Source organism: Thauera terpenica 58Eu (genome assembly GCF_000443165.1).
Classification (GTDB): Bacteria; Pseudomonadota; Gammaproteobacteria; order Burkholderiales; family Rhodocyclaceae; genus Thauera; species Thauera terpenica.
The window spans coordinates 57,216-83,307 of sequence record NZ_ATJV01000045.1; the positions used below are offsets into that span (position 1 = coordinate 57,216).

Genomic DNA, 26,092 nt, shown 5'->3' on the forward strand with positions numbered 1-26,092 from the left:
TCATACAGTTCATAGACTGAGCGCAACCTCCTGAATGCTCTGAAAAGCATGTTTTGTAGTGTTTCATGAGATCGCATACAATCTCTCCTACTATGTGGGGTTAGATGTGGGGTGATTGCAATGCCGAAGAAGGCGAAAGAGCTTGGGCCGCTGGATGTGAAGCGGCTCGTAGTGCCTGGATTGCACGCTGTCGGGGGTGTCGCCGGCCTGCACCTTCAGATCTTGCCGAGCGGTGGTAGAAGCTGGCTACTCCGCATTGTCATTGGTGGGAAGCGCCGAGAAGTCGGTCTTGGCGGATTCCCGGATGTGCCGCTTGCCCTGGCTCGGGAGAAGGCGCGCGAAGTCCGCCATACAGTTCAGGAAGGGCGCGATCCGATTGCCGAGCGAGCCGCCGCCCGCAGTGCGCTGGCTGCGCAGCGCGGGGCTGAGATCACGTTCGACGAGTGCGCAGAAAAGTTCGTTAGCGCGAAGTCGGCGGAGTGGAAGAGCGCAAAGCACGCCGCGCAATGGATGGCGACGTTGACGACCTACGCGAGCCCGGTCATCGGCTCGATGCAGGTGCGCGATGTCGAGTTGGCGCATATCGTCAAGATTCTCGAGAAGGACGACTTCTGGACGACCAAGACGGAGACGGCATCGCGCGTGCGCGGTCGAATCGAGCAGGTGTTGGATTGGGCGACCGTCCGCGGCTATCGCAAGGGAGAGAACCCCGCCCGCTGGAAGGGGCACTTGGACAAACTGTTGCCCGCTCCCAAGAAGATCTCGAAGGTGGAGCATCACGCCGCGTTGTCGGTCGATGGGATCGGCGTGTTCATCCGTGACCTGCGCGAACGTGAAGGCATTGCGGCGCGTGCGCTGGAGGTGCTGATTCTGACGGCTGCGCGATCCGGCGAGATTCGCGGTATGACTTGGGATGAGATCAGTCTCGATGAGGCGGTGTGGGTGGTGCCCGCGGATCGCATGAAGGCGAAACGCGAGCATCGCGTTCCGCTGTCTGCGCGTGTCGTCGAGGTCTTGCGCTCCATGCCGGTAGTTGCGGGCGGAGGGCTGGTGTTCCCTGGGATGCGCGAAGGGTCACCGCTTTCGGATATGACCCTGACCGCCGTGTTGAGGCGCATGGGCAGGGGTGACCTGACAGCGCACGGGTTCCGCTCGACCTTCCGCGATTGGGCTGCCGAGCGCACGAACTATCCGCGCGAGGTGGCCGAGGCCGCGCTTGCGCACACGATCGAGAACAAGGTCGAAGCTGCATACAGGCGCGGTGACCTGTTCGAGAAGCGCCGCCGAATGATGGAGGATTGGGCGAGGTTCTGCGACACCGTGCAGTCGGCTGGCGAGGTGGTCCCGATCCGGGCCAAGGCGGCTGCATGAGCAATTACAGCAAAGTCTCAAAAGAATCGATCGCTCAACTGGAAAGGTTTGTTGATCGGCATGAAAAAACCGTTGCCGACGCAGTATTCAGGGCGATGGTGCATGTGGTTCCTGCTGACAGGCTGACAGATTCACAGTCATGCGACCGAATGCTCCACGAGGCGGAAATGGCGGGGAAGATTGTCGCTGTCGAGATGCTCAAGGGTCTGGTTTCGAGCGGCGTAATGTCCAGCTTGGCTAGGGTCGCAAGGAGTCGGGGGTCATGGAAGGCGGGCCGAAAAAAGAAGAGTCACAAGGGGGCTGCAAGAGCGGCTTGGCGCAAGAGTGCCGAGGCTGTCTTGAGGCGCCGCAGGAACCTGGACGTACCGACCGCTGAACTGGTCGAAGCGCTGGTCAATAACCTAGTCATCGACCAGGCAGATGGCGGCAGATACGAATGTCACGAGACCGGTGCGCAGGTCGCCAGCAGCGAGCGGAACATGGCAGCCGAGGTCTCGCGGTTGAAAAATAGAATCGTGAAAGAGCGCGCCAGCAAAGGGGTCTAGCTGGGTTCGTGCTGGTGAACATCGAGATGTCCGCCAGCGTAGGGTTTGAGTATCGGGGCGTTGCAATAACGCCCAAGGTATTCAAATGCCCGCACGAGTTCAAATCCCCGAGGCCCTCAAACAGTTCGACGAGCTGCCTGGTAGCGCCTACGTTCGCCTGCCGGTTGTACTCGGCCTGAAAGGCTGTAGCCGCGTCACTTTGTGGCGGCAGGTCAAGGACGGCCTCTTTCCGGCGCCCCACAAGATCGGCGCCCGGATGGTCGCGTGGCGCGTCTCTGAAGTGCGCGCTGCGCTGGGGGTGGCGTAATGAAAACGCCGACCCCTATCGAAGTGAAGGCCGGCGCCGTGGAACCGCACCGCGATCATACCATCGGCCTGCGCGCGCTCGACCTGCTGCTGGTGGCCGCGGTCGCCGTGCTTGTGGCGCTTGTCGTCGGGAGCGCGAAATGACCGCCCCCAGCCGCAAGTTCATCGAGACCCGCCTCATCCGCTTGGACGGTGACACTCAGCCGCGCGAGCAGATCGACGAGGCGACCGTGGCCGACTACGCCGAGGCCATGCGCGACGGCGCCAACTTCCCGGCGGTGACCGTGTTCAACGATGGTTCCGCGCGCTGGCTGGCCGACGGCTTTCACCGCTTCCACGCCACCCGCGCTGCCGGTCTGCCGACGATCTTGGTCGAGGAGCACGCCGGTTCCCGCCGCGACGCGGTGCTCTACGGCTTCCAGGCCAACATCAAGCACGGCCTGCGCGAGACCCGCGCCGACAAGCGCCGCAAGATCGAGGTCATGCTCCGCGATGCGGAGTGGGTAAGCTGGTCCGATCGCGAGATTGCGCGCAAGTGCGGCGTGGATCACAAGACCGTCAGCGCCGCGCGTTGTGAACTCGTTGGACGTGGGGAAATTCCCCACGTCGACACCCGCACCGACAGCGCGGGCAGGCAGCAGCCCGCGGCGAGGGCGCCCGCACCTGCGGACATTCCGCAGAAAGGCAAGTCGGCCGACAGCGACACGCTCTCCGGGCAGCCCGTCACTGAATCAACGGAGCCTACGGTTGAGGTGAATGTCGCCCCGCCCGCCCCAGCGTCGAGCGCGCCGATGCAGGACGAGCCCCGCCTTTACCAAGAGGGGGCGTCTGTCTCGGCGTTCATGCTGGTAGCGAACGCAATCCACGCCATCAGCCAGATCAGCGAGCGCGATCGGAATGCCGTCACCGCAATCAAGGATCTCCAGGCAGCAGTTGCTCGCAAGTGCGCCGCCATCGGGATGCCCGCCGACGCCGAGGTCGAGCGCCGGCGCGCCGAGAACGCCGAGCTGCGCGAGCAACTGGCCGAATTGGCGAGCAACCTGGAGGAAGCGGTCGCAGAGATCGAGGTCCTGCACCGCGTCACCAAGGCCGACGACCAGATCAAGGCCGCGCTGACCGAGGCCAGCCGCGTCAACGAGCACAACCGCGTCCTGGAAGAGCGCATCCGCGGGCTCGCCGGCGAGAACGTCGAAGCAATCCGCCTCGTGAAGTCCTGGAAGCGCAAAGCAGAAGCCGCTGAAAAGCTGCTGAAGGCAAAGGGGTAAGCCATGATCGAACTCTTCGACCAGGACGCGCCCTGCTACGCCAGCGCGAGCTTTCCTCCGCCCCGTCCCTTCCAGGTCACCGCGCACGAGGCGCTGCGCGAAGGTGCGCGGCAGGGTCACAAAAATCAGTGCGTCATGGCTCCGACGGGCGCGGGCAAGCTGTACCTGGGCCTGCGCATCTGCCACGAGGCGCTGCTGAAGGGCCGACGCGCGCTTTTTGTAGCCGACCGCACCACCCTCATTGGTCAGGCAAGCGAGGCGGCCGACAGCTACGGTCTCACGCAGCATGGTGTCATCCAGGCGAACCACTGGCGCACGAACCAAGCGTTGCCGTTCCAGATCGCGTCCGCGCAAACTCTCGCCTCGCGCGGGTGGCCGACCGCCGACGTGATCGTTGTTGACGAGTGCCACACGCTCTATAAAACGTGGGTCGAGCACGCGACGCAGACGAAGGCCGCGGTGATTGGCTTGAGCGCGACGCCCTTCAGCAAGGGCATGGGCCGCATTTTCACCAACCACGTCAATGCAACAACGATGGCCGAGCTGGTCACCAGCGACGTGCTTGTCCCGATGCGCGTGTTCAGTTGCACCCGCCCGGACATGACAGGTGCGGAAACATCGGGCGACGAGTGGACCGACACCGCCGCCGCCGAGCGCGGCATGGGGATCATCGGGGACGTTGTATCGGAGGTGTCGCGCTATGCCAGCGGCCGCAAGATCATTGTTTTCGGCGCGACGATTGCCCACTGCGAAGAGTTGTGCCGGCAGCTCAACGAGGCCGGCATCATGGCCGCAGTGTTCAGCGCGCACACCAAGCCTGAAGAACGCAAGGCGCTGTTGGACGAGTACAAAAAGCCCGATTCCGCGCTGCGCGCGCTGGTCTCGGTCGAGGCGCTGGCAAAGGGCTTCGACGCGCCGGATGTGGGTTGTGTGTGCGACTGCCGACCGCTGCGCAAGAGCCTGAGCACTGCGATTCAGATGTGGGGCCGAGGTTTGCGCGCATCGCCGTCGACCGGCAAGAAGGACTGCATCTTGCTGGACTTCAGCGGGAACATCATCCGCTTCGCAGAGGACTTCGAGCGCATCTATCACCACGGCCTCGAAAGCCTGGACGACGGCGAGAAGCTCGACAAAACCATCCGCCGCGACCCCGGCGAGAAGGAGCCCAAATCCTGCCCCGCGTGCGGTTATAGCCCGTTTGCTGCCCGCTGTATGGCGTGCGGTCACGAGGTCAAGCGCAAGTCCCTCATCGAGCACGAGGCCGGCGTCATGCGAGAGATCACAATCGGCAAGACCAAGTACGCCGATGACGCGATGCACCTCTGGGAGCAGGTGGTCGCCTACGCCCGCGAGAACTCCGCGCCCGAGAAGCAATACGGTCGCGCGTGGCATCTCTACAAGGACATTGCCGGGGTCGAGCCGCCGCGCAGCTTCCGCGTGGAGACCACCGCCGAGGTGCCCATCACCGCCGCCGTGCGCAACAAGATCCACAGCCTGAACATCCGGTTCGCCAAAGCACAGAGTGCCGCATGAACGGCAGACACAAAAAGCGCGGGATCGCCGTCAACGGTCCCTGGCTGCCGCTGCCCATCGAGTTCCTGCGCAGTCGCGCGTGTGCGGAGTTGTCACCGCACGGCCTGAAGCTGCTGGTCGATATGCTCTCGATGCTCGGCCCGAACGCCGCCCGCAACGGCGACCTGTGCCTCACGCCCAAGCTGATGACGGTGCGTGGCTGGTCGAGCAAATCCAGCTTGAGCGCCGCGATCAGCGAACTGCAGGACCACGGACTGATCGTGCAGACGCGGCAGGGCTCCAGACTCGATTGCAGCTTGTGGGCGGTCACGCTCTATCCGCTGGACTGCGACATCCGCAAGCTGGATGTGGGCCCGGGCAGCTACCGGACGACGGACTGGATGCTCGGCGGAGCCCTGGCGAATCCGCCGACCGAGGGCAAAAAAGCGGTGTGGCGGCACGCTCGAAAAGGTGCCTCGACGGGCGCGCGCAAGTCGGCAAAAACGCAAACGGTGCCCCCGCCCCGGGACGATCTCACCCTCGAACGTCCCGCCCCGGGACGAACGGACTCCGAAAATGAGCCGGATTCTACGAGATCGTCCCGCCCGGGGACGAAACCCCCTGTTTTTGAAGGTTCGACGGTCCCGCCCCTGGGGACCTATCTAGATCAGCCATCTGTACAGGCTTCTTCAGCAGCAGTGCAGGGGGCGGCATGAGCACCTTCACCGCCTTCGCCCTCGCCCACGGCGTCGAGATCGGCGACCTGTATTCCGGCGACCACATCCGCCGCTGCCCGACGACGGCGCACCCCAGATCGAGGAACGGTGCCTACTGGTTCGACGGCCAGCGCGGATGGGTGCAGAACTGGGAGCACGGCGACTCGGTGCAGTGGTGGAACGATCCCGCCGCGAAGCCCTGGACCGAGGCCGACAAAGCCGCCTGGGCAGACAAGCGCCGCGTGGCTCAGGCCGAGCGCCAACGTGGGCAACAACGCGCTGCCGCCCTGGCTGCTGAACTGGTCTCGCAGGCCACCCCGGCCGAGCATGGTTATCTGCGCGCCAAGGGCTTTGCCGACGCCAAGGGCCTGACGCTGGATGACGGCGGCACGCTGCTGGTCCCGATGCGCGATCTCGCCACAAACGCCTTGATCGGAGCGCAGCGCATCCGGCTGGTCGACAACGCCTGGGAGAAGCGTTACCTGCTTGGGCAGCGCACCACCGGGGCAGTGTTCGTGCTCGGCCAGCGCAAGGCATCGGAAACGTGGCTGGTCGAGGGCTACGCCACCGGCCTGTCGGTCGAGCGCGCACTCCGCCAGCTTCACATCACGGCGTCGGTGATGGTGACATTCTCCGCGCACAACCTTCAGCACTGTGCCGAGCACACCGCTGGCCGCCGGTTCGTGTTCGCCGACAACGATGCCTCGCAGACCGGCGAGAAGGCCGCGATCGCCACCGGCCTGCCGTGGGTGATGAGCCCGGAGACCGACGAGGACGTCAACGACCTGCACATGCGCGCCGGCCTGCTGGCGGTGTGCAAGCTGGTGTTGGTGGCTCGCGCACTTGGGCGACCGCCAGCCTGACCACCCACGACCCGGCCGCGCGCCGGGTTTCTCATAGATGGTTACAGCCCAGCCGATGCTGAGTGAGCGTAGACGAGGGGCAGCAGCAAACAAACGAAGTGGCCTTCAGTCGGCGAACCGCTCACATATCGAGAAAACCTCGCTCGATCAGTGCTGACGCGATCCCGCGCATCGCCTCAAGCCCGGTCATCTGCAATGAAACGCCCCGGCCGGCCTGAGTCTTGGCGTCGTCAGCATTGATTCTGACGATAGGCGCGTCCTGGCTCTCGCCGAAAACCCGCACGGTTGGGATTGCTGTGCCTGCACCGATCTCAACCACCAAGAGCCGCTCAACTTTATTACGCCACCCTGCAGCCGGGCATGCTGCGCCCGCATGCTGTGGTCGATCCACGCGCTGTCGCCAAACATCAGGATATTCGGGCGAGCAACGCCGCCGCAGTGCGGGCACGTCGGCACGTCATTCATGAGCATGCATGTATCGTCATCGACCTCGGGAAGCCAATAGTCAGCGGACCAGATGTCATCGAGGCAGCCTTCAAGGCATTGCATGCGATGGATTGTGCCATGGCATTCGACAACCCGCGCAGGCTCAAATCCCGCCTTCTGGAACGCCCCGTCGACATTCGACGTGAAGACGTAGGTGCCATCAGGGATGCGGCGCGCGACCTCCATCAAGATTGTTAAGGTCGGTCCGGGCTCGGTCTCGCGGTACATCTTCAGCCTGTGACCGTAGAACCCCCAGGCGAGCCGTGGTCGCTCTCGGAATGCATCCGGGCACGCGATGTCCTGAAAGTGCAGGCGGGCGCAGCTCAGCGCCGGATACGCTCGCCAGAAGCCATCCTTGCCGCGAAAGTCCGGCAAACCGGCATCCACGCCCAGCCCCGCGCCGGCAGTGATCAGCAGGCCGTCCGCCTGCTCGATCAGGTTTGCGCATCGGGCAAAGCGTTTCTCGATATCGTCTCGATCTGACATCATCCCAACTCGAATCGGTCAAGGCGACTGCTGTTGCACTACGGGAACCGCGTTAAACGAGCATGGAGGGGATGATGCGCCAGATTAAGGAAGACAACGCTAATGACTGCCAGAATGGCGCCGACCAGATCAGGACAGGCCACTTGGGTGGGGCTGAGCCATACCTCGTCATCGGTCGGTACAGTCACCTCAAGCAGGTCGCTCTCGCGGTCGAGGAGGAGAAGCGGTACCGCAGCCTCAATTGGCTCCAGAAGTTGATCTACCACATCACCAAACCCGCTGACTGATGGCCATCTGCCGCGTTCGGGTCTTGAGCTAGCACTTCGGGCGCCTCATCCGCATGAGGCTGTCGCGATGGCGGAAATGGATGCGACTGATCTGCAGAGGCCCGACTTCGTCAGTCGTCGCGATCTTCGAAGCGTTTCGGCAAAGGGTGGATTTCCGTCCAATTTCCCTTGAAGCGGCAGTCGGTGTCGTCGTCGGGGGCCGCCGTGCCACGCAGAAACGGTGGGATCTCGATCTCAGGCTTGCGCCGACGTCTCCTAAGTCGATTCAGGGCGAAGAGTGCGATGACCGCCGCCGCGCCGGCCAGTGCCAGGTCGATCCCGGAGATCAAGGACGATCCTCGTTGGCGTCGCCGGTGGCGCAAGCGTCGCGCTCTGGCTCCGGGGGTTCGCCCGTTTTCCGCAGCCATGCCACGAGCAGCGTCGGGCACCTTAACCGGCTCGATGGTTGCGGATCTCGCAGAAAGGCCGGCACATCCAAGATCTCGGGTTTGTTGTCGTTAGAGTTGGTCATTGCCGCGCCAGAGATGTGTATAGGGCATCCCAGGACAAAATATCGCTTAACGGGTCGGGTTCTGGGTTGTTTCGAAGTAAATTCAATTACCACTCGTCAGCTTTCAATGCTGCACTGGTTTCGTCGAAGATGTCACGGGTCTGGCTTGGCGGCACGTTAGCTTTCCGGAAACCATCTTCAAGCCTGCTAAGGAAGTCCTTTGATCGGACCGACTGGTACGAAATGCCCTTGTATATCTTCGTCACCTTTGGCGGCTTGATGAGGCTCCCAACGCTAATGGCACGGCTAATATCGTAGGTCAGCATCTGCTTGAGGTCATCGTCGGCCGGCGGACCCCGTCGTGTGTAAGCTGCCGGCAACCTCGTCTTCACGCTCGGTAGCAACCGCTGGACTACTTGGGCAACGATCCCATCCAGCGAGGTCTTCAACTTTTCCGTGAGCGCTTCGTGATAGCTCGTCAGCAGGCGCTCGAACGCCTTCACCTCACTGTCGAAGGCAGACTGGTCCCTCGTGAACATCACAGCGCCCATACCAGTAACCGAGATAAGGTATTTCTCCTGTATCCGCTTTCGTTCGTTATCCAGGTACTTTGGACTAACGTTGACCTTGGCGCTTTTCTTACCGTTACCACTACAGACTTCGATTTCGACGGACGCAGCGCCCTCGTCTAGAACGCGCAGGCTAGTCCTCCAGCGCTCCTCAAGGTCGCCGTCGAGACCCATCAAATGCGCTGGGATACGGACGGTCTTTTGAGTCGTCTGGTAGCGTTCAACGCTGAACTCCACAAACTGAATTTTTGAACTGAAGACCCGAGCCTGCCTACATAAATTAAAAGGCTGCACTGGGCTGATTTTCAGGTCATCGTTGGCCGTCTCTATCATCTTAGGGGTCATCGCCTGGCCACCAATTTCGGCCGCTTGCGGAAGCGTCTCACCGGCTGCGCCCGCCGCGGACGCAACTGTCGTGGCCGATGGACCGGTCAATAGCAGCGCATTCGGTTTCTCGGCAGACGTCGAGCCCGCTTCCACGAGCAAAGGAACGGGGGCGTAGACCATCATCCGCTCGTCGGCCACGATGACCCCTACCCGTACTCCCGGCTGGCACCGGAGCTCAAGCAGGTTAAGACTCGCATAGTCGCTGACGCGCTGGAGTCCCTCGATCGTGCCCAGGCCCAAGCGGAACACTTCCGGATCGCTGTCCAGGATCACAGTGATGGAAAGCTTAGGACTTTCCGGCGACTCCATGCGCGCCCCAATCGCTGACGCAACCGACTCCGACAAGCCGGGCCCTATAAACACTACCCGATCATGCGCAGCGTTGATGAGCGAAATGATCGCTTCATCAGTGGCAACCCCAAACGTGCGTTCTGCAGACAATTTATCTTCAGCAACGGCCATCGTTTACTGCCTACTCTCCTAGGCAGAGGGCGCTGAACTCGAGCCCTCTCTTGACGAACGCTCGGCCGTCATTCCTATGGTTGTGGGAAGACTGAAGTATATGCCAGCCGTGAAATTCCTCCTATCGTGGGAGGGAGAGCAGCGGTGGATGCAGGGGAGGCGTTCGGTAAGGTATTGCGGCATGTGCGCCGAGAGGCCGGCCTCACCCAAGAGCAGTTGGGCTTCGAGGCCGATCTGCGGCGAACCTATGTCAGCCTGCTGGAGCTGGGCCAGCAGCAGCCGAGCCTCACGACCATCCTGAAGCTCGCGGCAGCTCTTCGACGAAGACCCGGCGAGTTGTTGGATCTCACAGCCAACGAGCTCAACAAAGAAAAGAAGACGAGCGCCTCCTGACGGGCGCCAGTTCGTCGGTCGTGGAGATCGCCGTCTTGCTCAAGCGGGCCTCCGACAACCCATCTCGCTCGATCGGTCGTTCATAATGCGTAGGTCACGACCTACAAGAACAACCGCATGAACCAGCAAGCCCTCTCCGCCCTCATCTGGTCGGTCGCCGACCTTTTGCGCGGCGACTTCAAGCAGTCCGAATACGGCCGCGTCATCCTGCCCTTCACCGTGCTGCGCCGGCTCGACTGCGTGCTGGCGCCGACCAAGGCGGCGGTGCTCGCCGAGTACCGCGACAAGGAGCAGGCCGGGCTGCCCTTCGAGCCCTTCGTGCTCAGGAAGTCGGGCGTGCCCTTCTACAACGTCAGCGCGCTCGACCTGCCCACGCTCGCCGGCGACCAGGACCACCTGCGCGCCAACCTGCACAGCTACATCCAGGGCTTCGCGCCCGACGTGCGCGACATCTTCGAGCGCTTCGACTTCGCCAACACCGTCGAGCGCCTGCACAAGGCCGGGCTGCTCTACCTGGTGGTGGAGAAGTTCGCCCACATCGAACTCCACCCCAGGCGCGTCGACAACGTGCACATGGGCCTGGTGTTCGAGGAGCTGATCCGCAAGTTCGCCGAGATCTCCAACGAGACCGCCGGCGAGCACTTCACCCCGCGCGAGGTCATCCGCCTGATGGTGAGCCTGCTCTTCATCGAGGATGACGACGCGCTCGGCAAGCCCGGCATCGTGCGCACCATCTACGACCCCACCGCCGGCACCGGCGGCATGCTGTCGGTGGCGGGCGAGCACCTCTTCGACATCAACCCCGGCGCGCGCCTCACCATGTTCGGCCAGGAGCTCAACCCCGAGTCCTACGCCATCTGCAAGGCCGACATGCTGATCAAGGGCCAGGACGTGCGCAACATCGTGCTCGGCAACACGCTGTCCGAGGATGGCCTGCTCGGCAAGCTCTTCGACTACATGCTCAGCAACCCGCCCTTCGGCGTGGAATGGAAGAAGGTCGAGAAGGAGGTGCGCCGCGAGGCCGAGGAGAAAGGCTTCGCCGGCCGCTTCGGGCCGGGACTGCCGCGTGTGTCGGACGGCTCGCTGCTCTTCCTGCTGCACCTGATCGCCAAGATGCGCCCGGGTGAGCAGGGCGGCAGCCGCATCGGCATCGTGCTCAACGGTTCGCCGCTGTTTACCGGCGGCGCCGGCTCGGGCGAGTCCGAGATCCGCCGCTACCTGCTCGAGAACGACCTGGTCGAAGCCATCGTCGGCCTGCCCACCGACATGTTCTACAACACCGGCATCAGCACCTACGTGTGGATCCTCACCAACCGCAAGGTCGAGGACCGCAAGGGCTGGGTGCAACTGATCGACGCCTCCAGCTTCTGGCAGAAGATGCGAAAGAGCCTCGGCTCCAAGCGCAAGGAGCTGTCCGAGGCCCACATCGACGAGATCACCCGCATCTTTGGCGGCTTTCTGGAGGTGGAGCAGGCGGTGGTCAGCGACGCCCAGGGCAAGGAAGTCGCCCGCGTCACGCTGTTCCCGGACGTGAAGCTGCCGACGCCGCCCGGAGGCGGCAAGGTCAAGCGCGTGCCCATCGCCCGCGTCTTCCGCAACGAGGACTTCGGCTACCGCACCATCACCATCGAACGCCCGCAGCGCGACGCCGCCGGAAACATCGTGCTCGGCGAGCGCGGCAAGCAGAAAGGCAAGCCCCAGCCCGACACCGCGCTGCGCGACACCGAGAACGTGCCCTTGTCCGAGGACGTGCAGGCGTACTTCGAGCGCGAGGTGCTGCCCCACGCCCCCGACGCCTGGATTGACCACGACAAGACCAAGGTCGGCTACGAGGTCCCCTTCAACCGCCACTTCTACGTCTTCGAGCCGCCGCGGCCGCTGGCGGAGATCGACGCGGACCTCAAGCGCTCGATGGATCGGATCAAGCAGATGATCGAGGGGTTGGCGGGATGAGCTTTCCGCGTTATCCGGAGTACAAGGACTCGGGCGTCGAGTGGCTGGGGGAGGTGCCCAGTCACTGGGAGATATCCCGCATCAAACAGCTTTTTGAGATCTGCAAGCGGATCGCGGGTACGGAAGGGTTTGACGTACTCTCAATTACGCAAAGTGGAATTCAAGTGAAGGACACCGAGAGCGGTGGCGGGCAGTTGTCAATGGACTACTCGAAGTATCAGCTCGTCGAGATCGGTGACTTCGCGATGAACCATATGGATCTTCTCACCGGCTATGTGGATGTCTCGAAAACCATCGGCGTCACCAGTCCAGACTATCGAGTGTTTCGTCTGAGAAACGCCGCAGCCTGCAGCCGGTACTTTCTGTATCTTTTTCAGAACGCATATAAGCGAAAGATCTTCTTCCCCTTCGGTCAAGGCTCGTCCCTGCTCGGACGCTGGAGGTTACCAACAGACGAGTTCAATGCGTTCAACATCCCGTTGCCTCCGAGCGCGGAGCAGACGCGTATCGCCGCCTTCCTCGACCGCGAAACCGCCAAGATCGACGCCCTCGTCGCCGAGCAGCAGAGCCTGATCGCGCTGTTGAAGGAAAAGCGCCAGGCGCTGATCTCGCACGCGGTCACCAAGGGGCTGGATCCGGATGTGCCGATGAAGGATTCCGGGGTGGCGTGGCTGGGGGAGGTGCCGGCGCATTGGACGCTGACCAAGCTCAAATACTCCACAAGCCACATCATTGACTGTCCGCATGAAACGCCCACGTACTGTCCCGATGGCGATTACTTGGTTGTCAGGACTGCTGACGTCGACGCCGGTGCGCTCGACTTGTCGAATGCATATCGCCTCGACGAGGTCGAGTATCTGAAACGGACACGGCGGGCGAAGCTCGTTCCGCAAGACATTGTCTATGGCCGTGAAGGCGAACGCTGGGGTTACGCTGCCACGGTTCCTGACGAACCGGTCCTCTGCCTTGGCCAGCGGATGATGCAGTTCCGCGCTCGCGCCGGCATTGCGCCTCGCTTCCTCATGTGGCAACTGAACTCGGATGTGACTTATCGCCAAGGACAAGTCGATACGGTCGGGGCGACCTCGCCCCATGTAAACGTCTCGACCATTGCCAACTACGTTTTGACTGAGCCGCCATTCAGCGAACAAGTTGAGATCGCAAATTATGTTGACGGCGCTACGTCGGAAATCGACGACTTGGTTAGCGAGGCACGAGCCACCGTCGAACTACTACAAGAACGCCGCACTGCCCTGATCTCCGCCGCCGTCACCGGCAAGATCGACGTCCGCCACCTCGCCGTCGCCACCGCCGACCCCACCCCGGAGCCCGCATGACCCCCGCCGCGCGCCCGCAGACCATCCAGATCTTCCTGCCGCTCGGCGACCCGCGCGGCATCCGCATCGCCGAGATCACCACCCGCATCGTGCAGCTCATCGAGGTGCCGCGCCCGCAGCTCGACGTCTTCCTCGCCATGCCCGAGAGCGAGCAGGTGGCGGTGTATTTCCTCTTCGGTCAAAGCGACGACGGCGCCGAGCCCAGGGTCTACATCGGCCAGACCGGCGACCTGCGCAAGCGCCTCGCCAGCCACAACAAGGACAAGGACTTCTGGCAGCGCGCGCTGGTGCTGATCTCGCGCACCGCCAGCCTCACCCAGACGCACGGGCTGTTCCTGGAATGGCAGTGCATCCAGGCCGCCCGCCAGGCCGGGCGCTACGTCACCGAGAACGGCAACGCGGGCACCCGGCCGCACACCCCCGCGCCGCTCGAAGCCGACTGCATGGAGATTTTCGACACCGGCCGCACGCTGCTCGCCACCCTCGGCCACCCGCTCTTCGACCCCGTCGCCAACCCCGCCGGCCCGGCGGGCGAGGCCGAACTCTTTTACTGCCGCCGCGCCGGCACCGACGCGCGCGGCGAATACACCGCCGAGGGCTTCGTCGTGCTCAAGGGCTCGAAGGGCCGCGCGCAGATCGCCAGGGCCTTCGAGCATCACGCCTTCGCCAAGCGCCGCAACGCGCTGATCGAGCAGGGCAGGATCGTGGTCGATGGCGACGCCACCGTGTTCACCGAGGACGTGCTGTTTGCCTCGCCGAGCGGCGCGTCGGCGGTGGTGTGCGCGGCGGCGTCGAACGGGTGGTTGGACTGGAAGACGGCGCGCGGGGAGACGCTGAGCGAGGTGAAGCGGGGAGGGTGAATTCAGGCCGGTTGCGGCCACAAGCTGCCCCCCGACGCTCTGGAGCGTGAATCGTTAAGCCGTCAGCTTCGCCCGGATACCTGCCGCACTAGCGGATGATCTGCAACTTGGCCACAAGCTTAGCGACGGTCTCCCTGAGCAGAACCTTGGCCGGCTCTTCGCCGGGCATCAGCGATCACGGACGCGGACATAAATCTCAACCCAGTGATTGGTGGGGGAGCGTGCACGGTTGTGGTGCTCACCAAAAGGAATGATCTGTATCCGGCCAACGGGCACGCGCATGGCGATCAACTGCTTGCGCACAACCATCAGGGATTGCTCGGCGAGACCGATGTTCAACTGCGGACTTCCACCATCGGGCACGAAGCCTTCCAGCGAAAGTGTGACGCGCTCGTCGGCCTTCGCTGCCTCGGCTACCTCGCGCAGACGGGCGGTCATTTCGGGCGATAGGGAGTCTGCAATCGGCGGCAGCTCGATGACGGCAACCGGTTCCTCTGCGAGGGACGGCATCCCGGTGTCTGCCGCTCCGAACGAGGACTGGCTAGCCCTCGATGCAGCCAGCTCAGCCGAGGAGCCGCCTGCAATCGGATGGGTGGATGCTCCCTGCACCCGCATGCCCTCGGCACTGTTTCCTGACTGCAGACCTTGATCGGGTACCACCGTGCATCCGACAAGCCCGAGTAACACGAAGGCAGGGAGCAGAGGACATTGCCGCTTTGCTCTTGCGGTCACCCGGGTGTGAGTGAGTACGCGTGCTTTGATTGTCATGGTCAGATTCCTCTCCTTGTTGCCGCCAATCTTGTTCGAGGCCTGTCCTCTTCAGACGACGGGTTTCGCCTTGCGCGCCGAGTACCACAGGCTGGCGAACACCGAGCACGCCAGGATGGTGGCAACCACCGACAGCGACACCAGCACGGGAATCTTCACCCACTCGACGATCAACATCTTGGTGCCGATGAAGACCAGGATCGCCGCCAGGCCGTACTTGAGCAGCTCGAAGCGGTCGCCGAGGTCGGCGAGCAGGAAGTACATCGCGCGCAGGCCGAGGATGGCGAAGAGGTTCGAGGTGAGCACGATGAAGGGGTCGGTGGTGATCGCGAAGATCGCCGGGATGCTGTCGACCGCGAAGATCACGTCGGAGATCTCGACCAGGACCAGGGCGAGGAATAGCGGGGTCATCATGCGCACGCCATCGCGCATCACGAAGAAGCGCTCGCCCTCGAGCTTCTCGGTGACCGGGTAGTGGTTGCGGATCCAGCGGATGAGGGGGTTCTTCTCGAGGTCGGGGTCGTGCTCGGAGAACCACGCCATCTTGATGCCGGTGACGATCAGGAAGGCGCCGAAGACGTACAGCAGCCAGTGGAACTCGTTGATCAGCCAGCTTCCGGCGAAGATCATGATCGTGCGCAGCACGATCGCGCCGACGATGCCGTACAGCAGCACGCGGCGCTGAAGCTCCAGCGGTACCGCGAAGAAGCTGAAGATCATCATCCACACGAAGACGTTGTCGACCGCGAGCGACTTCTCGACCAGGTAGCCGGTGACGAAGGCGGTCGCCTGCTCGTTGGCCAGCGCACGCCCGAGCGTGCCGTCGAGGTACCACCACAGCCCGGCGGCGAACAGCATCGCCACCGTGACCCAGGCGAGCGACCAGCCCGCCGCTTCCTTCAGCGACACCCGGTGCTGCTTGCCGCCGCCGAAGGCGAACAGGTCGACCAGCAACATCGTCACCACGATGGCGGCAAAGGCCGCCCACATCCACCACGTTCCGATCGATTCCATCGCGCGCTCCGCACACAAAAACAAAAAGGGCCTGTTCCCGAAGGACACAGACCCTTGCGTATGCTTCGCTCGCACGGACCTTGCCCCTCGGGCAAGGTCTCGCTTGCAACGATGTCGTTGCCTGCAGCACCGGGAGGACGTATTGCGACGATCCTACCGTGATGACGATGCTGCAGCGTGAAAAGCTACTCCCCTTGATGGAGAGCGAGTGTATGTTGCGCTACAGCAAAGTCAAGGACCGTGGTGAGTAGGATCCTCTTTCAGATATCGACACGGCCCCCCAACTCGGGCATGATTATTTTCGTCGCAACAGATAAAGGATTGCGCGGGGTGTTCTGCACTCCGCTCTATGAGTCGTTTTACCCGCCTCCAGAGAACTCTCTCTGCATCCCCGGACGATGGAAGCGATCTGTCTCCGGAAGACGTCCCAGGTCGATGTTGTCCCTGGTTCGTAAGACGCTTTACCACGCACACGAAACGATACGACGCCCTCCGTGATGGGGCTTGTCGGACGCGCCATGCGCCCTTGTGGCCGTGTGGGGCGGGTCCCCTGCGTTCATCTCTCGGCCATGCCTGCGGGCAGGCCTTCGCTCGTCCTCCCCTTTGCGCATTGCGCTGAACCTACACCATGGAAATCGCCTTACTCATCGCCCTCATCGTGCTCAACGGTGTCTTTGCAATGTCCGAGATCGCGCTCGTCACCGCGCGCCGCGCGCGCCTCGCACGGCTTGCGGACGACGGTGACGGCTCGGCCGCAGTCGCCATGAAGCTCGGCGAGGATCCCACGCGCTTCCTGTCCACGATCCAGATCGGCATCACCTCGATCGGCATCCTCAACGGCATCGTCGGCGAGGCGGCCCTCGCGGGCCCGCTGGCGGAGTGGTTGCAGACGCTGGGCATGGAGCAGCGCACCAGCGAGATCGGATCGACCGTGCTGGTCGTCGTCGTCATCACTTACGTCTCGATCGTGGTCGGCGAGCTCGTCCCCAAGCGCATCGGCCAGATCAATCCGGAGGGCATCGCCCGCCTCGTAGCCCGGCCCATGAATGTGCTGGCCATGGCCTCGCGCCCCTTCGTCTATCTGCTGGCCGGTTCGACCGCGCTGCTGCTACGTCTGATGGGACAACGCGAGACGACTGGCCCCAGCGTGACTGAGGAAGAAATCCACGCGATGCTCAATGAGGGCTCGGAAGCCGGCGTCATCGAGAAGAGCGAACATGAGATGGTGCGCAACGTGTTCCGCCTCGACGATCGTCAGATCGGCTCGCTGATGGTGCCGCGTGCCGACATCGTCACCCTGGACGTGGATCGCCCCCTCGATGAGAACCTCGCGCTGGTGGCCGAATCCGCGCACTCGAGTTTCCCGGTGTGCCGGGATGGGCTGGATGAGATCCTCGGCATCGTCAGCGCCAAGCAGATCTTCTCCCAGATGGTGCGTGGCGAGTCGGTCGACTTCACACAAAACCTGCAGGCGCCGGTCTACGTGCCCGAATCGCTCACCGGCATGGAACTGCTCGATCAGTTCCGGGCCTCCGGCACGTACATCGTCTTCGTGATCGACGAGTACGGCGAGGTGCAAGGCATGGTCACGCTGCACGACGTCATCGAATCCGTGACCGGCGAGTTCCTCCCGCACGACACGAAGGAATCGTGGGCCGTGCAGCGCGAGGACGGCTCCTGGCTGCTCGATGGACTCATCCCGATCGTCGAGTTCAAGGATCGCCTGGGCATCAAGGCCGTGCCCGAAGAAGAAAAGGGGCGATACCACACGCTGTCGGGCATGGTGATGTGGCTGCTCGGCCGCCTGCCCAACACCGGCGACATCGCCACCTGGGAGAACTGGCGTTTCGAGGTCATCGACCTCGACGGCAAGCGCATCGACAAGGTACTGGCGATGCAACGGCCGGAACCGGCCCCTGAGACGATCGTCGAAAGCGAGTCTCAGGCGCCTTCGCAAGCCTGAGGCGTGGCAACACACGAATTTTCTGATGGAGTTTTCGATGAAACGCGTTCTGCTATTCCTCGCCACGAACCTGGCGGTGGTGCTCGTGCTGGGCATCGTCGCGAACCTGCTGGGCGTCAACCGCTTCCTCACCGCGAACGGGCTGAACCTCGGGGCGTTGCTGGGCTTTGCGGCCATCATGGGCTTCGGCGGCGCCTTCATCTCGCTGCTGATGTCCAAGCCGATCGCCAAGTGGAGCACTGGCGCCCACGTGATCGACCAGCCGCGCAACGCCACCGAACAGTGGCTGGTCGAGTCGGTGGCCCGCATGGCCAAGGGCGCCGGGATCCCGATGCCCGAGGTCGCGATCTACGAGGGCGACCCGAACGCCTTTGCGACCGGTGCAAGCAAGAGCAGCTCCCTGGTCGCGGTATCCACCGGCCTGCTGCAGACCATGTCGCGGGAAGAGGCCGAGGCCGTCCTTGCTCACGAAGTCGCCCACATCGCCAACGGTGACATGGTGACGCTGACCCTGATCCAGGGCGTGGTGAATACCTTCGTCGTGTTCCTGTCGCGCGTCGTCGGCTACCTGGTCGATTCCTTCCTGCGCCGCAACGATGAGGAGTCGAGCGGCCCGGGCATTGGCTACATGGTGACAACGATCGTCTGCGACATCCTCTTCGGCGTGCTCGCCAGCATCATCGTTGCGTGGTTCTCGCGCCAGCGTGAGTTCCGTGCCGATGCCGGTGCCGCACAACTGATGGGCAGCGCCCAGCCCATGGTGGGCGCGCTGCGCCGCCTCGGCGGGCTGGAGGCGGGCGAGCTGCCGCAGAACGTCGCCACCGCCGGCATCGCAGGCCGCCCTGCGTGGATGGCCCTGTTCGCGAGCCATCCGCCGATCGAAGAGCGCATCCGCGCACTGCAATCCCGCTGACCGCTAAAGCTCCTCGCGAATCCCCATGATCGATCAGGTTGCCGAGAAGATTGTCCGCAGAGTCATCCTCGGCTTCCTGCTCGGCGGTCTGTTGGTCCTCAGCTATGCCGTGCTGCACGTTTTCATCGTACCCGTGGCCTGGGCGATCATCATTGCATTTGCGACCTGGCCGCTTTATCGGAAGCTGCGCGCGCGCCTGAGGCGTTACCCGACGGTCAGCGCGCTGCTGATGACCTTGCTGCTCAGCGCTGCATTCATTCTGCCCGCGCTATGGATGGGCGCGCTGCTGCGAACGGAAGTCGGTGTGGCCATTGCCACGGTCACGGCGCAGATCAAGGCGGGCTCCCTTGCGCTCCCGGATTTCATTCGCTCGATGCCGTGGGTGGGCGATTGGCTGCAGTCGCTCCTCGACAGCCTTACCGGTGACCCCGACGCCTTCAGGGCACAACTCACCGAGTGGGTGCGGCAGGGCAGCGACCAAGCGGTCGCACTCATCGGCGATGTGGGGCGGAACGCCGCCAAGCTCGGCTTTGCGCTGATCACCGTGTTTTTCCTGTACCGCGATGGCGACCGTGTGCTGGCCCAGGTCCAGGTGGTGCTGCACCGGTTTCTGGGCGAGCGGGTCGACGCCTACCTCGCCGCTGTCGGTGGCATGACGAAAGCGGTGGTCTGGGGGCTGATTGCGACCGCGCTGGGGCAAGGCCTGGTGGCTGGGCTGGGTTATTGGTGGGCGGGCCTTCCCGCGCCGGTGCTGCTCGGGGCGGTGACCGCCTTGATTGCGATGATCCCCTTCGGCACTCCATTCGCGTGGGGCTCCCTGGGCGTCTGGTTGCTCGTCAGTGGCGATACGGCCGCCGGCATCGGCCTGCTGCTATGGGGAACCTTGGTCGTGAGCTGGGTCGACAACCTCATTCGCCCCCTTGTCATCAGCAACGCAACCCAGATACCGTTCCTGCTCGTGATGTTCGGGGTCCTCGGTGGCTTGGCGGCATTTGGCCTGGTCGGCCTCTTCCTGGGGCCGGTGGTCTTGGCAGTCCTGATGGCGGTATGGCGGGAATGGATCGAGGAGTCCGACCTAGTCAGCCTCAATCATGCTTCATCCACAAGCAAGAGTTGAGCCGGCGCAGCTTCTGAAGGACATGCTGAGATGGCAGTGAAACGCGCCTTTCCGACCTACTTCAGTGCCCGCTGGAACGGGCATCGGCCCGCGCGCAGCCTCTTCTGGTGGGACCTGACGATCGTCGGAACCTTGGTCAATGGCGTCATGGGCCTGATTGCGCTGATCTTGCTCGCAAAAGGCGTCGATGGCTCTGTCTGGTTGGCGCTTCACCTCCTGCTGATCCCCTACAACCTATTCCTCGTCTTCAGTGTGCACCGGAATACCGGATCCAACCTGATCCACAGGGGCGGATCGATTGCCTGGTTCGGTTGTACGTTGCTGGTTTGAAGGATGCTCGAACGGCAATCGCGCGCAGTGCTCCTCAACGAAGCGAATGACGCCACCGTTAAGGATCCTGGCGGACGATCGGCTCGCCTCCGTTGACTTTGCGATTGACCCACTTACACTCGAGCGCATCAAGGGGAGTAGCTTCACACGTCCCGGCATCGTCATCACGGAAGTTTGATCGAATGACCACTTCCCGGTGCCGGGGGTAACGAGCGTATCCGTTACAAGCGAGACCTTGCCCGTGGGCAAGGTCCGTGCAGCGACAACATGCAAGGGTCTGTGTCCTTCGGGAACAGACCCTTTGTTGTTTCTGTGGAGTCGAACTTGGACACGAACACGCGCCCCTCCGTGGTTCCCTGGCATGCGATACCCGACAAGGCCGTCTGTCGCAAGCTTGAGGTCGCCCCCGATACCGGCTTGCTGCAGACGGAGGTTGCTGTCCGGCTGCAGCGCCATGGTCCGAATCGGCTCGCGGAGAAGCCTCCGCGCCCCGCATGGCTCAAGTTTCTCGACCAGTTCAGGAGTGTGCTGATCGGGATCCTGATCGGCGCAGCGCTGCTCGCCGGACTGATCGGCGACATCAAGGATGCGGCGGTCATTGCCGTGGTCGTTCTGCTCAACGCGACGCTGGGCTTCTTCCAGGAGCGCCGTGCGGAGAACGCGCTGGCCGCCTTGCGCGGCATGCTGGCGCCAAGCGCGCGGGTACGCCGTGATCGCGAAACCCGCGTCGTTCCTGCCGAAGAGCTCGTGCCGGGCGATATCCTGCTGCTCGAAGCGGGCGATCGCGTGCCGGCCGATGCCAGGGTGCTGCAGGCGCATGGGGCCGAAGTGGCCGAGGCGGCGCTGACCGGCGAGTCCCATGCGGTCGGCAAGACCGCCGGGGCGGTGGATGGCGGCGCATCCCTCGCCGAACGTGTCTGCATGGTGTTCATGAACACCGTGATCACCCGGGGTCGCATCGAAGCCGTGGTGATCGCAACCGGCATGCACACCGAAATGGGGCGCCTGGCCGGGCTGCTTGCTCAGACCGCCGAGTCCTCGACACCCCTGCAGATCCAGCTCGATGCGCTGGGTAAGCGTCTCGCGTTCATCGCCGCCGTGGTGGTCGGCCTGATGTTCGTGGCCGGGCTGATGCGTGGTGATGACCTGATCACGACGGCGATGACGGCCATCGCCCTCGCCGTCGCCGCGATCCCCGAGGGTCTGCCGGCCGTGGTCACGGTGACGCTCGCGCTCGGCATGCACCGCATGGCCAGGCGCCACGTGATCGTCAAGAAGCTTGCCGCAGTCGAGACGCTCGGCTGCACCACGGTGATCTGCTCGGACAAGACGGGCACGCTGACGCTGAACCAGATGACCGCTCGCGTGCTGCACGCTGCAGGTCGCCGCTACGCCATCGAAGGCGAAGGCTATGTCGCCGCTGGCCGCATTCTCGACGAAGAGGGGCGCGCTGCCGGCACCGAGCTTCATGGACTCCTGCTCCCAGCCGCCTTGTGCGCCGACGCACGCCTGCAGGACGGCCAGCTGATCGGCGACCCGACTGAAGGCGCATTGCTTGCGCTCGCGGTCAAGGCGGGGGTGGATCCTGCGTTGCAGAACCGGCACACCCCGCGTATTGCCGAGCTGCCATTCGACTCGGCACACAAGTTCATGGCGACCTTCCACCATGATGGCGACGCGGTGCAGATCTGGGTGAAAGGTGCGCCGGACGTGCTCATCAGTCGCGCCGCGCGCATGCAAGGCCCGGACGGCGAGGTCGCGCTCGACACGGACGCGCAAGAAACGCTGCTCCGTGCCAATCAGCAGCTCGCCGAGGGCGCGATGCGGGTGCTCGCGCTCGCCGGACGCCGGATTCCGGCGTCTGCGTTCGACCCTTCCGCTGACCTGATGGACTGGGTGAAGGACCTGAACCTGTACGGATTGGTCGGCATCATCGATCCGCCGCGCCCCGAGGCGCGCGAGTCGATTGCACAGTGCAATGCTGCAGGGATCCAGGTGAAGATGATCACTGGCGACCATCCGCTGACGGCCGCCGCCATCGCGCGCGAGCTCGGGCTGGTCGGCGAGGTGCATGAGGGGCGCGAGCTCGATGGCCTGAGCGAGGAGGCCACCACCGCCCTGGTCGAACGCAGCGCGGTGTTCGCGCGGGTGGCGCCGGAGCACAAGATGCGCATCGTGGAATCGCTGCAGCGGCGCGGTCATGTCGTGGCGATGACGGGCGATGGCGTCAATGATGCGCCTGCGCTCAAACGTGCCGACATCGGCGTGGCGATGGGCATCACCGGCACGGAAGTCACCAAGGAGGCTGCCACCCTGGTGCTCACGGACGACAACTTTGCCTCCATCGTCGGCGCCGTACGCGAGGGACGAACGATCTACGAGAACATCGTCAAGTTCGTCCGTTTCCAGCTGTCGACCAACATCGGCGCCATTCTCACCGTGCTTGGGGCGCCCTTCATGGGCCTGGCGACACCCTTCACCGCAGTGCAGATCCTCTGGGTGAACATCATCATGGACGGCCCGCCGGCGATGACCCTCGGCGTGGAGCCGGCCCGCCCCGGGATCATGGACCAGCCGCCACGCTCGGACGATGCCGCCATCCTGTCGCCGCAGCGCATGTGGCGCATCGCGCTGTACGGGCTGACCATGGCGGTGGGGACCCTGGGCGTCTATGCGTGGGCCATGGCCTCGGGCGATACCGCCCGCGCGATGACGCTGGCCTTCACAACCTTCGTGCTCTTCCAGTTCTTCAACATCTTCAATGCCCGCACCGAGCACGGCAGCGCCTTCAATCGCCAGTTCTTCAGCAATGGGAAGCTATGGGTGGCCCTGCTGGGCGTGGTCCTGCTGCAAGTCGTCGTGGTGCATTGGGCGCCAGCGCAGACGGTGTTCGACACCGTCGACCTGAGTGTGAATGACTGGTTGATTGCCAGTGCTGTCGCATCCTCGACGCTTTTGCTCGAAGAGGCACGCAAGCTGTTGTTCAGGCTGGTGAGGTGACAGCAGATCTGCATGGGGCCGGTTCTTTCTGCCGGCACAGGCCGGTCCCCTTCAACCGAATTACCAGAGAACGGCCTTGCCGCATCACTGGGGAAGGTCTCAGTCCGGCCAGGAGCTGTAGGGCACCCTCACGGCGGATCTGCGATTCCGGTGGCCACTCTAGCCCAGGTACAAGTCGTTCCCAGTTCGGGGCGCTAATTAGCGCGCTGCGATCAAAAGTTCGTCGAAAAAACGGAAGCTTACCATCCTCATAAACGATTAATTCGAACGTTGAACAGTGTAAGAATGGCTTCCGTTACTGCAATACAGCCAGGAGATGATCTTGTTCTACGCACTCAGTTGGTTTTCGGTGTTCGGCCTACTCGCACTCTGGTCGCTATCAGCCTGGGCGCTGCATTCAGTTGCCGTTTGGTCGGTTTCGAATGCCAGCGCGCTGACCGGTGTCGCATCAGGTGTCGAGGGGCTGCGTCTGCCGGAATGGCTACCGTCTTGGGTGCCGCCGGAGATCGCACAGGCGATGACTTCGCTGCTGGCAGGTTTTGTGCCGGTCATGGAAGGTCTGTTGCAGGCTATGCCAGTGCTGGCGGGCGGCCTGACCATGGTGGCCTGGGTAATCTGGGGTCTTGGCAGTGCGCTGCTGCTCCTGCTTGGAGCGGGGCTGCATCTGAGCATTGCAATGTGGCGCCGCCACAGCGGTGATTCCGGGCCGCAACCGGCGAGTCGGTTGGCGGCATGACGGGAGTCACCCCTCCGCGTAAGGGTATTCGACGCCGTGCTCAAGTGGTCCATCGCCAATTTCTTGGCTGTTCGCGCAAGGCGGATAATGCGTATTGGGCAACTTTTTGAGCTCTGCAGGAACTGATCATGAACCTTCTCTTGTTCCTCGGCGGCCTGACCTTGCTGGTTATCGGCGCCGACATCCTGGTTCGCGGTGCGTCCAAGCTGGCGATGTCCGTCGGTATCAGCCCGCTTGTCGTCGGGCTCACCATCGTTGCCTTTGGCACTAGCGCGCCCGAGGTTGCGGTGAGCGTTGGCGCCATCCTCGACGGCAAGACCGACATTGCCATCGGCAACGTGGTGGGCAGCAACATCTTCAATGTGCTGTTCATCTTGGGCATCAGTGCCCTGATCACGCCGCTGGTAGTCAACATCCAGTTGATCCGGCAGGAGGTGCCGATCATGCTGGGCGCAAGCCTGTTGCTGCTGGCGCTCACTCTGGATGGCAGGCTCTCGTTCCTTGACGGGGGCTTCCTGTTTGCCCTGCTGTTGGCCTACACCGTATTCTTGGTCGTGCAATCGCGGCGCGAGACCCAAGCCGCAAAGGACGAGTTTGCCGAAGAGATCAAGCCAGCTCAGACCGGAGCCTGGGACAGCCACTGGGCTGTGCAGATAGGATTGATCGCTGCGGGTCTGGTGGCGCTGGTCTTCGGCTCGGACTACCTGGTCCAGGCTTCGGTGAACTTTGCCAAGGCCATGGGTGTGAGCGACCTCGTCATCGGCCTGACGATCGTCGCCGCCGGCACCAGCATGCCTGAGGTGGCTACCAGCATCACAGCCGCGATCAAGGGCGAACGCGATATCGCGGTGGGGAACGTCGTCGGTAGCAACACCTTCAACATCCTGGGCTGCCTGGGCTTGTCGGGGCTGGTGTCGGGCGACCTTGGCCTGGCGATGGCGCCATCGCTGCTGGCCTTCGATGTCTGGGTGATGCTGGCGGTGGCCCTGGCCTGCCTGCCGGTGTTCATGACCGGTCGCGAGATCGCGCGCTGGGAAGGCGGCGTCTTTCTGGGTTACTACATCGCCTACGTGGCCTACCTGCTTCTGGCGGCGCAGCAGCATGATGTGCTGCCCGTCTTCTCGAGCGTGATGATGAGCTTTGTCATACCGCTTACCGTGGTGACACTGGTGGTGGTGGTGATCCGCCGCCCGTCCGCAACATGACGGCGCCCATCGTGCAGCGGTTACGTGAAACAGCCGCAGCCTTATCCGAAGAGCGGGTGTCGATGCAAACCCTGGCGCACGCCCACGGGACCGCAGCACACGGCACTTTGCTGCTGTTGATGGCCGGGCCTTGCCTCCTGCCCGCATATTGATGAGTCCGCGCCGTTCCGTCCAAACGGGACGTCGCAATGCATACGCAGATTCTCCATCGATTCAAAGGTCGCTCGCGAATGGCGGGTTTCTGCAGGAAGACGTCGCAAAGCCCTCGATTCAGCGACCGTCCGGTCTGGGTCGTCAGCACTCGGCGACGAACGGCTGCTTCCGGGAAGCGAAAACTCAACGACAACGTTCCGACGACGAACTCGAAGAGACGTCAGTCGCATAGCGACCCAAACCGGGCATCCGGACTTCCCCGAAGCCGCCGCTGAGGCACGGTGGCCTTCTGTGAGTTTCGCTGCCACGAAGCTGCCGTTCGTGACCTCACGACTCCGGCCAGAAGCGGCCGGTCGCCACCTGATCCGGATAGCGGCCATTCGGGCAATGGCGGCATGCTATACGCCTATGTGTCAGATGGGTCGCATCAGCTCGCTAAAATGTCGGCTGCTGCTATTCCCGTCTTGTTATCTTGTCTTGCGCGTGGTTCCTGCATTTAAACAGTAACTTGCAGGACACGTTGAACTAAACCGCTGACGCGGTGGCCGCGAACCCAAGCGCCACCGCGTTTTTCATGACGTCTGCGCCGACGACCTACCTTGAAA

25 protein-coding genes are annotated in these 26,092 nt (G+C 63.2%); 20 read left to right on the forward strand and 5 right to left on the reverse strand.

The window, feature by feature from the left end; translation table 11 throughout:
• The first annotated feature begins 120 nt into the window (after nucleotides 1-120).
• The 8 genes from M622_RS26145 to M622_RS26165 all read left to right on the forward strand — a co-directional run bounded on the left by M622_RS26145 (nucleotide 121) and on the right by M622_RS26165 (nucleotide 6,578).
• The gene (locus tag M622_RS26145; RefSeq protein ID WP_031346477.1) at nucleotides 121-1,371 is read left to right on the forward strand and encodes a tyrosine-type recombinase/integrase; all 1,251 of its coding nucleotides are present in this window, start codon (nucleotides 121-123) and stop codon (nucleotides 1,369-1,371) included.
• Complete coding sequence (locus tag M622_RS26150) at nucleotides 1,368-1,916, forward strand: hypothetical protein (protein WP_157281959.1); 549 nt, start codon at nucleotides 1,368-1,370, stop codon at nucleotides 1,914-1,916. Before M622_RS26145 ends, M622_RS26150 begins: the two co-directional genes overlap by 4 nt.
• A gap of 85 nt (nucleotides 1,917-2,001) precedes the next feature.
• Complete coding sequence (locus M622_RS26155) at nucleotides 2,002-2,223, forward strand: helix-turn-helix transcriptional regulator (protein ID WP_021248550.1); 222 nt, start codon at nucleotides 2,002-2,004, stop codon at nucleotides 2,221-2,223.
• Complete coding sequence (locus M622_RS40105) at nucleotides 2,223-2,366, forward strand: hypothetical protein (protein WP_157281962.1); 144 nt, start codon at nucleotides 2,223-2,225, stop codon at nucleotides 2,364-2,366. Before M622_RS26155 ends, M622_RS40105 begins: the two co-directional genes overlap by 1 nt.
• Complete coding sequence (locus tag M622_RS39295; RefSeq protein ID WP_021248552.1) at nucleotides 2,363-3,487, forward strand: coiled-coil domain-containing protein; 1,125 nt, start codon at nucleotides 2,363-2,365, stop codon at nucleotides 3,485-3,487. The genes M622_RS40105 and M622_RS39295 overlap by 4 nt, the downstream gene beginning before the upstream one ends.
• Nucleotides 3,488-3,490: 3 nt before the next feature.
• Nucleotides 3,491-5,020, forward strand: a complete 1,530-nt coding sequence (locus M622_RS26160; protein WP_021248553.1) for a DEAD/DEAH box helicase — start codon at nucleotides 3,491-3,493, stop codon at nucleotides 5,018-5,020.
• Nucleotides 5,017-5,715 (forward strand): hypothetical protein, encoded by a 699-nt coding sequence (locus tag M622_RS40375; RefSeq protein ID WP_021248554.1) that lies wholly within the window; start codon nucleotides 5,017-5,019, stop codon nucleotides 5,713-5,715. Before M622_RS26160 ends, M622_RS40375 begins: the two co-directional genes overlap by 4 nt.
• On the forward strand, nucleotides 5,712-6,578 hold the full coding sequence (locus M622_RS26165; RefSeq protein ID WP_021248555.1) for a toprim domain-containing protein: 867 nt from the start codon (nucleotides 5,712-5,714) through the stop codon (nucleotides 6,576-6,578). The genes M622_RS40375 and M622_RS26165 overlap by 4 nt, the downstream gene beginning before the upstream one ends.
• 186 nt (nucleotides 6,579-6,764) lie before the next feature.
• Here M622_RS26165 and M622_RS26170 read toward each other — a convergent pair whose 3' ends face one another.
• On the reverse strand, nucleotides 6,765-7,553 hold the full coding sequence (locus tag M622_RS26170; RefSeq protein WP_306415632.1) for an SIR2 family NAD-dependent protein deacylase: 789 nt from the start codon (nucleotides 7,551-7,553) through the stop codon (nucleotides 6,765-6,767).
• 68 nt (nucleotides 7,554-7,621) lie between these two features.
• Between M622_RS26170 and M622_RS26175 the strand changes: the two genes are divergently transcribed.
• Complete coding sequence (locus M622_RS26175) at nucleotides 7,622-7,837, forward strand: hypothetical protein (protein ID WP_157281965.1); 216 nt, start codon at nucleotides 7,622-7,624, stop codon at nucleotides 7,835-7,837.
• A 110-nt stretch (nucleotides 7,838-7,947) separates the two neighbouring features.
• On the opposite strand, the gene M622_RS26180 is transcribed toward M622_RS26175, so the two are convergent.
• Together M622_RS26180 and M622_RS26185 are read right to left on the reverse strand one after the other, a co-directional pair.
• Nucleotides 7,948-8,166, reverse strand: coding sequence for a hypothetical protein (locus M622_RS26180; protein WP_021248557.1), 219 nt, complete (start codon nucleotides 8,164-8,166; stop codon nucleotides 7,948-7,950).
• Nucleotides 8,167-8,434: 268 nt separating this feature from the next.
• The gene (locus M622_RS26185; protein WP_021248558.1) at nucleotides 8,435-9,745 is read right to left on the reverse strand and encodes a hypothetical protein; all 1,311 of its coding nucleotides are present in this window, start codon (nucleotides 9,743-9,745) and stop codon (nucleotides 8,435-8,437) included.
• A gap of 144 nt (nucleotides 9,746-9,889) precedes the next feature.
• On the opposite strand from M622_RS26185, the gene M622_RS26190 reads away from it, so the two are divergent.
• The 4 genes from M622_RS26190 (at nucleotide 9,890) to M622_RS26205 (ending at nucleotide 14,288) form a co-directional block, all read left to right on the forward strand.
• On the forward strand, nucleotides 9,890-10,138 hold the full coding sequence (locus tag M622_RS26190; RefSeq protein ID WP_021248559.1) for a helix-turn-helix domain-containing protein: 249 nt from the start codon (nucleotides 9,890-9,892) through the stop codon (nucleotides 10,136-10,138).
• Between the two features lie 117 nt (nucleotides 10,139-10,255).
• The gene (locus tag M622_RS26195) at nucleotides 10,256-12,091 is read left to right on the forward strand and encodes a type I restriction-modification system subunit M (protein WP_021248560.1); all 1,836 of its coding nucleotides are present in this window, start codon (nucleotides 10,256-10,258) and stop codon (nucleotides 12,089-12,091) included.
• Nucleotides 12,088-13,428, forward strand: coding sequence for a restriction endonuclease subunit S (locus M622_RS26200; protein WP_021248561.1), 1,341 nt, complete (start codon nucleotides 12,088-12,090; stop codon nucleotides 13,426-13,428). The genes M622_RS26195 and M622_RS26200 overlap by 4 nt, the downstream gene beginning before the upstream one ends.
• Nucleotides 13,425-14,288: a GIY-YIG nuclease family protein gene (locus M622_RS26205; RefSeq protein ID WP_021248562.1), complete on the forward strand. Its 864-nt coding sequence runs from the start codon at nucleotides 13,425-13,427 to the stop codon at nucleotides 14,286-14,288. The genes M622_RS26200 and M622_RS26205 overlap by 4 nt, the downstream gene beginning before the upstream one ends.
• 168 nt (nucleotides 14,289-14,456) lie before the next feature.
• Here M622_RS26205 and M622_RS40110 read toward each other — a convergent pair whose 3' ends face one another.
• Together M622_RS40110 and M622_RS26215 are read right to left on the reverse strand one after the other, a co-directional pair.
• Complete coding sequence (locus tag M622_RS40110; protein WP_012584324.1) at nucleotides 14,457-15,056, reverse strand: OmpA family protein; 600 nt, start codon at nucleotides 15,054-15,056, stop codon at nucleotides 14,457-14,459.
• A 51-nt stretch (nucleotides 15,057-15,107) separates the two neighbouring features.
• A complete protein-coding gene (locus M622_RS26215) occupies nucleotides 15,108-16,070 on the reverse strand; it encodes a TerC family protein (RefSeq protein WP_012584325.1) in 963 nt (320 codons plus the stop codon).
• 628 nt (nucleotides 16,071-16,698) lie between these two features.
• Here M622_RS26215 and M622_RS26220 point away from each other — a divergent pair.
• From M622_RS26220 to M622_RS26245, 7 genes are all read left to right on the forward strand, one after another.
• The gene (locus tag M622_RS26220) at nucleotides 16,699-18,033 is read left to right on the forward strand and encodes a hemolysin family protein (protein ID WP_012584326.1); all 1,335 of its coding nucleotides are present in this window, start codon (nucleotides 16,699-16,701) and stop codon (nucleotides 18,031-18,033) included.
• A 37-nt stretch (nucleotides 18,034-18,070) separates the two neighbouring features.
• Entirely contained in the window at nucleotides 18,071-18,946 is an 876-nt protein-coding gene (htpX, locus tag M622_RS26225) for a protease HtpX (protein ID WP_012584327.1), read from the forward strand.
• A 25-nt stretch (nucleotides 18,947-18,971) separates the two neighbouring features.
• A complete protein-coding gene (locus M622_RS26230) occupies nucleotides 18,972-20,063 on the forward strand; it encodes an AI-2E family transporter (RefSeq protein ID WP_012584328.1) in 1,092 nt (363 codons plus the stop codon).
• A gap of 30 nt (nucleotides 20,064-20,093) precedes the next feature.
• Nucleotides 20,094-20,393: a hypothetical protein gene (locus M622_RS0120015; RefSeq protein WP_012584329.1), complete on the forward strand. Its 300-nt coding sequence runs from the start codon at nucleotides 20,094-20,096 to the stop codon at nucleotides 20,391-20,393.
• 324 nt (nucleotides 20,394-20,717) lie between these two features.
• Nucleotides 20,718-23,393 carry a cation-translocating P-type ATPase gene (locus M622_RS26235; RefSeq protein WP_012584330.1) on the forward strand — a complete coding sequence of 892 codons (2,676 nt, stop codon included), beginning with the start codon at nucleotides 20,718-20,720 and terminating at the stop codon, nucleotides 23,391-23,393.
• A gap of 316 nt (nucleotides 23,394-23,709) precedes the next feature.
• A complete protein-coding gene (locus M622_RS26240) occupies nucleotides 23,710-24,129 on the forward strand; it encodes a hypothetical protein (RefSeq protein ID WP_021248568.1) in 420 nt (139 codons plus the stop codon).
• A gap of 128 nt (nucleotides 24,130-24,257) precedes the next feature.
• Complete coding sequence (locus M622_RS26245; protein ID WP_021248569.1) at nucleotides 24,258-25,334, forward strand: calcium/sodium antiporter; 1,077 nt, start codon at nucleotides 24,258-24,260, stop codon at nucleotides 25,332-25,334.
• Nucleotides 25,335-26,092: the final 758 nt, after the last annotated feature.